The sequence below is a fragment of the Flintibacter sp. genome, from assembly GCF_046973065.1.
On sequence record NZ_JBKVXZ010000027.1, the window covers coordinates 39,771 to 46,089 of the forward strand.

At 60.1% G+C, this 6,319-nt stretch carries 6 protein-coding genes and 1 pseudogene; 4 read left to right on the forward strand and 3 right to left on the reverse strand.

All coding sequences use genetic code 11. The features are described 5' to 3' along the window. Nucleotides 1-71: 71 nt before the first annotated feature. From ACLTXB_RS10785 to ACLTXB_RS10800, 4 genes and pseudogenes are all read left to right on the forward strand, one after another. Nucleotides 72-743: a redox-sensing transcriptional repressor Rex gene (locus ACLTXB_RS10785; RefSeq protein ID WP_008980982.1), complete on the forward strand. Its 672-nt coding sequence runs from the start codon at nucleotides 72-74 to the stop codon at nucleotides 741-743. Next, the gene (locus ACLTXB_RS10790) at nucleotides 740-1,819 is read left to right on the forward strand and encodes an S-layer homology domain-containing protein (RefSeq protein WP_428226983.1); all 1,080 of its coding nucleotides are present in this window, start codon (nucleotides 740-742) and stop codon (nucleotides 1,817-1,819) included. The genes ACLTXB_RS10785 and ACLTXB_RS10790 overlap by 4 nt, the downstream gene beginning before the upstream one ends. Nucleotides 1,820-1,948: 129 nt before the next feature. Further along, nucleotides 1,949-2,092, forward strand: coding sequence for a hypothetical protein (locus tag ACLTXB_RS10795; protein ID WP_191905297.1), 144 nt, complete (start codon nucleotides 1,949-1,951; stop codon nucleotides 2,090-2,092). A gap of 146 nt (nucleotides 2,093-2,238) precedes the next feature. Further along, nucleotides 2,239-3,302 (forward strand): annotated as a pseudogene (locus tag ACLTXB_RS10800) (diaminopropionate ammonia-lyase). 46 nt (nucleotides 3,303-3,348) lie between these two features. Here ACLTXB_RS10800 and ACLTXB_RS10805 read toward each other — a convergent pair. The 3 genes from ACLTXB_RS10805 to ACLTXB_RS10815 form a co-directional block, all read right to left on the reverse strand. Then, complete coding sequence (locus ACLTXB_RS10805) at nucleotides 3,349-4,020, reverse strand: YoaK family protein (RefSeq protein WP_428226984.1); 672 nt, start codon at nucleotides 4,018-4,020, stop codon at nucleotides 3,349-3,351. Between the two features lie 70 nt (nucleotides 4,021-4,090). Beyond that, nucleotides 4,091-5,698, reverse strand: coding sequence for a phosphoenolpyruvate carboxykinase (ATP) (pckA, locus tag ACLTXB_RS10810; RefSeq protein WP_428226985.1), 1,608 nt, complete (start codon nucleotides 5,696-5,698; stop codon nucleotides 4,091-4,093). A 188-nt stretch (nucleotides 5,699-5,886) separates the two neighbouring features. Further along, the coding region (locus ACLTXB_RS10815; RefSeq protein WP_428226986.1) for a ribosomal RNA small subunit methyltransferase A at nucleotides 5,887-6,319 on the reverse strand (433 nt) is incomplete at its 5' end.

Below are 6,319 nucleotides of genomic sequence, written 5' to 3' on the forward strand. Positions count from 1 at the left end.
GAAAATGGTTTGACAGAAAAAGAGGGATGGGGTAAACTGTAAACGATATTTTCGAGTATTGGAGCGGGACTATGAAACGCAACACCAGAGTTTCCACCGCGGTGATCCGGCGTCTGCCCCGGTATTACCGCCAGCTCTCCGAGCTGCAGCGCAAGGGTGTGATCCGGATCTCGTCCAGCGCATTGGGAAAGTCCATGGGGCTGACCGCCTCCCAGATTCGCCAGGATCTGTTCTGTTTCGGCGGCTTTGGTCAGCAGGGCTATGGCTATAAGGTGGACAGCCTGAAGGAACAGATCGGGGAGATCCTGGGTATCAACCGGGGTCATACCATTGTAGTATTGGGAGCGGGCAACCTGGGCCGCGCCCTAATTGAAAACTTTAAATTCTCCAACAACGGCTTTCAGCTGCTGGCCGCCTTCGATGTGCAGGAGCGGACGGTAGGCACACAGATCGCCGGGGTGCCCGTCTACCACGCGGACACTCTGGAGGAGTTTTTGCAGAAGAACCCGGTGAGCGTGGGCCTGCTTACGGTGCCCAAGTCCGCTGCCCAAGTGATGGGGGAGCGGCTGGTGGCGGCGGGAGTCCACGGCATCTGGAACTTCACCAACTGCGAGATCGCCTTCCCCGGCGAGGACGTGGTGGTGGAGAGCGTACATTTTTCCGACAGCCTGCTTGCCCTGAGCTATATGATCTCTCAGCGGGAGGACGGTCAGGAGCAGGAGGATGGAAAGGACGAGACATGAAGTACAAAAAGATCCTTGTCGTGGCGGGTGCTCTGGCCCTGACTGCGGCGCTGGCCGGGGGCGCCCTGGCTCTGAGCGGGGGAGATAGTCTGGTCTCTCTCAGCTATTTAAAAAATACCTTCCTTCCCTCCGCCCAGACCCAGCTGGAGCAGACTGCCACCCAGCCCCTTCTGGAGGCCTACGACGAGGCGGTGGCCAAGCTCCAGGGCGGCGAAGGGGGCAGTGGCCTGTACAGCGACAATCTGAGCAGCCGCACCTTCACCCAGGGAGACGTGATCGGGCTGTCCACCGGCTCGGGATTCCTCTCTATCTCCGGTTCTGCCCAGGTGAGCCACAACGGCGTTGTGGTGGACGTCACGGATGGCCGTGAGGTGGCCTCCGGCGCCCGTCTGACGGCGGGACACCGCTACCTGGTGGGGGAGAACACCACCGCCCAGGTGACGGTGACCTCGGGGATCATGTATCTTGGACTCCAGGGGAGTTATACCTTTACCGACAGCACATCCAGTCATCTGCCCTTTGTGGACGTGGCTTCCTGGGACTGGTACCAGGCGTCGGTGAAATTTGTCTATGAAAACGGACTGTTCTCCGGCATGAGTGAGGACACCTTTGGACCGGGCGTCACCATGGACCGGGCTATGCTGGTCACCGTGCTCTACCGCCTGGCGGGCTCCCCCCAGGATCAGATGAACAGCGCCACGGCCGCCTTTGATGACGTGCCTGTGGGCAGCTGGTATGAACCCTTTGTCCGCTGGGGCGCCTCTCAGGGCGTGACCGCCGGCATGGGCGACGGGCTGTTTGCTCCGGAGCAGAGCGTTACCCGCCAGCAGGTGCTGGTGATGCTGCGGGGCTTTGCGTCCTCCCAGCTGGGCATGGAGCTCACCGGTCAGACCGACCTCACCCAGTACGCTGACTATAACCAGGTGGCCGACTGGGCCAAGGAGGCAGTGTCTTGGGCGGTAGCCAACGGCCTTATCACCCCCTCGGCGGAGAATACCCTCCGTCCCGCTGACACGGCCAGCCGCGCTGAGGTGGCCGGGATCCTGATGAACTTCAGCAACCGTTTCCTCGGTTAAATCCAACCTGTCATCCGCCCGGGTTTTCCCGGGCGGATTTTTTCTGCACCCTTTTGCCTGAGGTACATAGTATGGAACTGAGAGCGGCTCACAGCTATCTCAAAACTTCATTTTCAGGAGGTACTCATTATGGGGTGCTGCAATAACGGCTTTGGCGGCGGTGGCTGCCTGTGGATCATCGTACTCATCCTCATCCTGTGCTGCTGCTGCGGCAATGGGAGCAGCTATAACAACAACAGCTGCGGCGGAAACAGTGGCTGCGGCTGCTGCTGAGACACATAGCAATGCGCGCCGGCCGCCCTTTGGGGCGGCCGGTATCTTTTGTGGAGAAGAAGCGGCTGACACAGGCGGCGGGGATATGATATAATAAATCAAAAACGCCCACCGGAGATTCCGAGCCGGGCGGTGGAGGAGCGCCTATGAACTATTATATCAATCATAAGTCCCAGCCCAAGCCCGCCGCCCTGTCTCATACGGACGCACAATCGGTGCAGCGGGCCATGAACTTTCACCGCACCATCCCCGGCTATGAGCCAACCCCGCTGGTCTCTCTGCCAGCCCTGGCCCGGGAACTGGGAGTAGCCAAGCTGTGGGTGAAGGATGAGTCCAAGCGGTTTGGGCTCAATGCTTTTAAGACTCTGGGAGGCAGCTGGGCCATTGCCCGGTGGATGGGAGAAAAACTGGGACTGGAGGGGGACGAGCTCACGTTCCCCGCCCTCACCGAGCCCAAAGCCCGGGAAAAGCTGGGAGAGGTCACCTTCGTCACCGCCACCGACGGAAACCACGGCAGGGGCGTGGCCTGGGCGGCCCGGGAACTGGGCTGCCGGGCGGTGGTCTATCTCCCCAAGGGGAGCGCCCAGGAACGGCTGGACAATATTCTGGCCCTGGGGGCCCGGGCAGAGATCACCGACCTCAACTACGACGACGCGGTGCGCCTGGCCACCCGCAAGAGCGAAGAAAACAGCTGGGTGTTGATCCAGGATACCGCCTGGCCGGGGTATGAGCAGATCCCCGCCTGGATCATGGAGGGGTATACCACCCTGGCCGGGGAGATCTTTGATCAGCTGACTGAGGCGGGGGAGGAGCCTCCTACCCACCTGTTTTTGCAGGCCGGCGTGGGCAGCTCCACCCGGTGACCGGGGATATGAACAGCATGATGGCGGGGTTGTGCTGCGGAGAGCCCTGCACCCTGGCCTGGGACATCCTGGGAGCCTGTGCCGACGCCTTTTTGTCCTGCTCCGATGACTATGCCGCCCTGGGAATGCGGCTGCTGGGGCAACCCCGAGGGAGCGATCCGGTGATCGTTTCGGGGGAATCCGGCGCAGTGGGAGTGGGCGCCCTGGCGGGTATTCTCCATGAGGAGGAGCTTCACGACCTGTGCTGGACACTGGGACTGGGAGAGCGATCCCGGGTACTGTGCATCAGCACCGAGGGAGATACGGACCGGGCCAACTATCAGAAGATCCTGCAAGAGAGAAAATAATAGCATCGGCGCGCGGCCCCGTTAGGGGCGCGCGCCGATTTTTCATTTATTTATCCTGAGCCCGTTCCCGGAACATGAGGATGAAGGCGATGAGCAGGGGAAGAATGGCAATCAGAGCGGTCTGGCTGTACAGCCAACGACTGAGCAGACCGCTGGCCACCGCACCCACCACAAAGGTGAGGATGAGTCCGTAATACACACCCATCTTAGCCAGGGCGTCATGCTCCCGGTGAGACAGCCAGAAAAACAGGTGTTCCGTACCGCTTCTCAGGTTGCCGGTACACATGGTAGTGGCACAGCCGCAGCCGTTGAATTTCCGGAAGGAGTCTACCTGTACCGCGCTGGCAAAGGAGATCATAATGTTGGCCAGGGGATCCAGGGAGTGGGGAAGAAAAGCCACGGCTCCGATGACTACGCACTCCATCAGCAGCAGGTATTGCCGCCAGTGCAGCCATCCGCCCTCCTCGCCCAGTCGGCGGCGCAGCAGCTCTGTGACCAGCACGCCGGCGGTATAGGCCAGTACGGGCAGCAGATAGTGCAGGGCCTGGGACCAATTGCCCATGGAGAAATTGATGCCCAGCAGCACCAGGTTGCCCGTCTCCGCAGTGGCGAAGACCTGTCCCCGGTTCAAATAGCTGTATGCGTCCAGAAAACCTCCTGCCAGGGCCAGCAGAAGGCCGACCGGCAGAGTCTCTGAAGTTTGATAGCGCTTTTTCATGGGGTTACCTCATAAAATTCGGGGCGCCGCAGCTGCGGCGCCCCGAATAACCTATGTATGGGAAACGGGATTACTCCGCCTTGGGGCCAGCGGCGACCAGAGCCTTGCCGGCGTCGTTGGTGGTGTACTTGGCGAAGTTCTTTACGAAGCGGGCGGCCAGATCCTTGGCCTTAGTGTCCCACTCGGTGGGATCGGCGTAGGTGTTGCGGGGATCCAGAATGTTGGTGTCCACGCCGGGCAGCTCGGTGGGAACGGCCAGGTTGAAGTAGGGGATGGTCTTGGTCTCCGCCTTCAGGATGGAACCGTCCAGGATGGCGTCGATGATGCCGCGGGTGTCCTTGATGGAGATACGCTTGCCGGTGCCGTTCCAGCCAGTGTTGACCAGGTAGGCCTTGGCGCCGCTCTTCTGCATCTTCTTCACCAGCTCCTCACCGTACTTGGTGGGGTGCAGCTCCAGGAAGGCCTGGCCGAAGCAGGCGGAGAAGGTGGGGGTGGGCTCGGTGATGCCGCGCTCGGTGCCGGCCAGCTTGGAGGTGAAGCCGGACAGGAAGTAGTACTGAGTCTGCTCCGGAGTCAGGATGGACACGGGAGGCAGCACGCCGAAGGCGTCGGCAGACAGGAAGATCACGTTCTTGGCGTCGGGGCCGGCGGACACGGGACGCACGATCTTCTCGATGTGGTCGATGGGGTAGGAGACACGGGTGTTCTCGGTGACGGAGCTGTCAGCGAAGTCGCAGTGGCCGTTCTCGTCCACGGTGACGTTCTCCAGCAGAGCGTTGCGCTTGATGGCGTTGTAGATGTCGGGCTCAGCGTCCTTGTCCAGGTTGATGACCTTGGCGTAGCAGCCGCCCTCGAAGTTGAAGATGCCGTTGTCGTCCCAGCCGTGCTCGTCATCGCCGATGAGCAGACGCTTGGGATCGGTGGACAGGGTGGTCTTGCCGGTGCCGGACAGACCGAAGAACAGGGCGGTGTTCTCGCCGTTCATATCGGTGTTGGCGGAGCAGTGCATGGAGGCCATGCCCTTCAGGGGCAGGTAGTAGTTCATCATGGAGAACATGCCCTTCTTCATCTCGCCGCCGTACCAGGTGTTCAGGATGACCTGCTCCCGGGAGGTGAGGTTGAAGATGGCGGCGGTCTCGGAATTCAGGCCCAGCTCCTGATAGTTCTCCACCTTGGCCTTGGCGGCGTTGTAGGAGATGAAGTCAGGCTCGAAGTTCTCCAGCTCCTCAGCGGTGGGCTCGATGAACATATTCTTTACGAAGTGAGCCTGCCAAGCCACTTCCATGATGAAGCGGATGGCCATGCGGGAGTCGTGGTTGGCGCCGCAGAACACGTCCATCACGAACAGACGCTTGTTGGACAGCTCCTCCTGAGCCAGCTTCTTGCACTCGTCCCAAGCCTGCTGAGAGGCGGGCTTGTTGTCGTTCTTGAACTCGTCGGAGGTCCACCACACGGTGTCCTTGGAGGTGTCGTCCATAACAATGAACTTATCCTTGGGGGAGCGGCCGGTATAGATACCGGTCATAACATTGACGGCGCCCAGATCGGTGACCTGACCCTTATCATACCCTTCCAGACCGGGCTTGGTCTCCTCCTCAAACAGAGTCTCGTAGGAGGGGTTGTGGATGATCTCAGTGGTACCGGTGATCCCATATTTGCTCAGATCGATGGTTGCCATAGCGCATGACCTCTTTTCTATAATGATCTTCCCCTGGGCAGAAACGTCCTCTGCTCCGCGCGGAGAAGTCCCAAAACACAAATAATAATACACGGAGTTGGCAATAAAGTCAATTCCCCAAAGGATTGCAATTTAGTTATAGGTGATATTGCTGTTTTGCTATCCAAAGGTTGGATAATCAGCCAAAATCAGAGGGAGCGCGTCTCCTGCCGGCGCAGAGCCTTGGAAAGGGCGGCGAAGTCGGAAATAGACAGCCTCTCGCCCCGGATATTTTCAGGCAAGCTGCACTGAGCAATGGCGTTTGCAATTGCTTCCTTCTGATATGTGCCGCCTAAGGCAGAACTTAAACTGTTCAGTAAGGTTTTGCGCCGCTGGGCAAAGGCGGCCCGGACCACCTGGAAGAAATGCTTCGGGTCGTCCACCTCGGCGGGCGGGGTCTGGGGTACCATGCGCAGCACGGAGGAAGTCACCTTGGGTGCGGGGATAAAGCAGGAGGGGGGCACGTCAAAGAGAATCTCCGGCTTGGTGTGGTACTGGCAGTACACCGAGAAGGCGCCGTAGTCGCCGGTGCCGGGGGCGGCGCAGATCCGCCGGGCCACCTCCCGCTGGATCATCACCGTG

What these genes read in the sequence shown, in the direction of transcription:
- ACLTXB_RS10785 (WP_008980982.1), top strand. Translation starts at nt 72, where the DNA reads ATGAAACGCAACACCAGAGTTTCCACCGCGGTGATCCGGCGTCTGCCC.
- ACLTXB_RS10790 (WP_428226983.1), top strand. Translation starts at nt 740, where the DNA reads ATGAAGTACAAAAAGATCCTTGTCGTGGCGGGTGCTCTGGCCCTGACT.
- ACLTXB_RS10795 (WP_191905297.1), top strand. Translation starts at nt 1,949, where the DNA reads ATGGGGTGCTGCAATAACGGCTTTGGCGGCGGTGGCTGCCTGTGGATC.
- ACLTXB_RS10805 (WP_428226984.1), bottom strand. Translation starts at nt 4,020, where the DNA reads ATGAAAAAGCGCTATCAAACTTCAGAGACTCTGCCGGTCGGCCTTCTG.
- pckA (WP_428226985.1), bottom strand. Translation starts at nt 5,698, where the DNA reads ATGGCAACCATCGATCTGAGCAAATATGGGATCACCGGTACCACTGAG.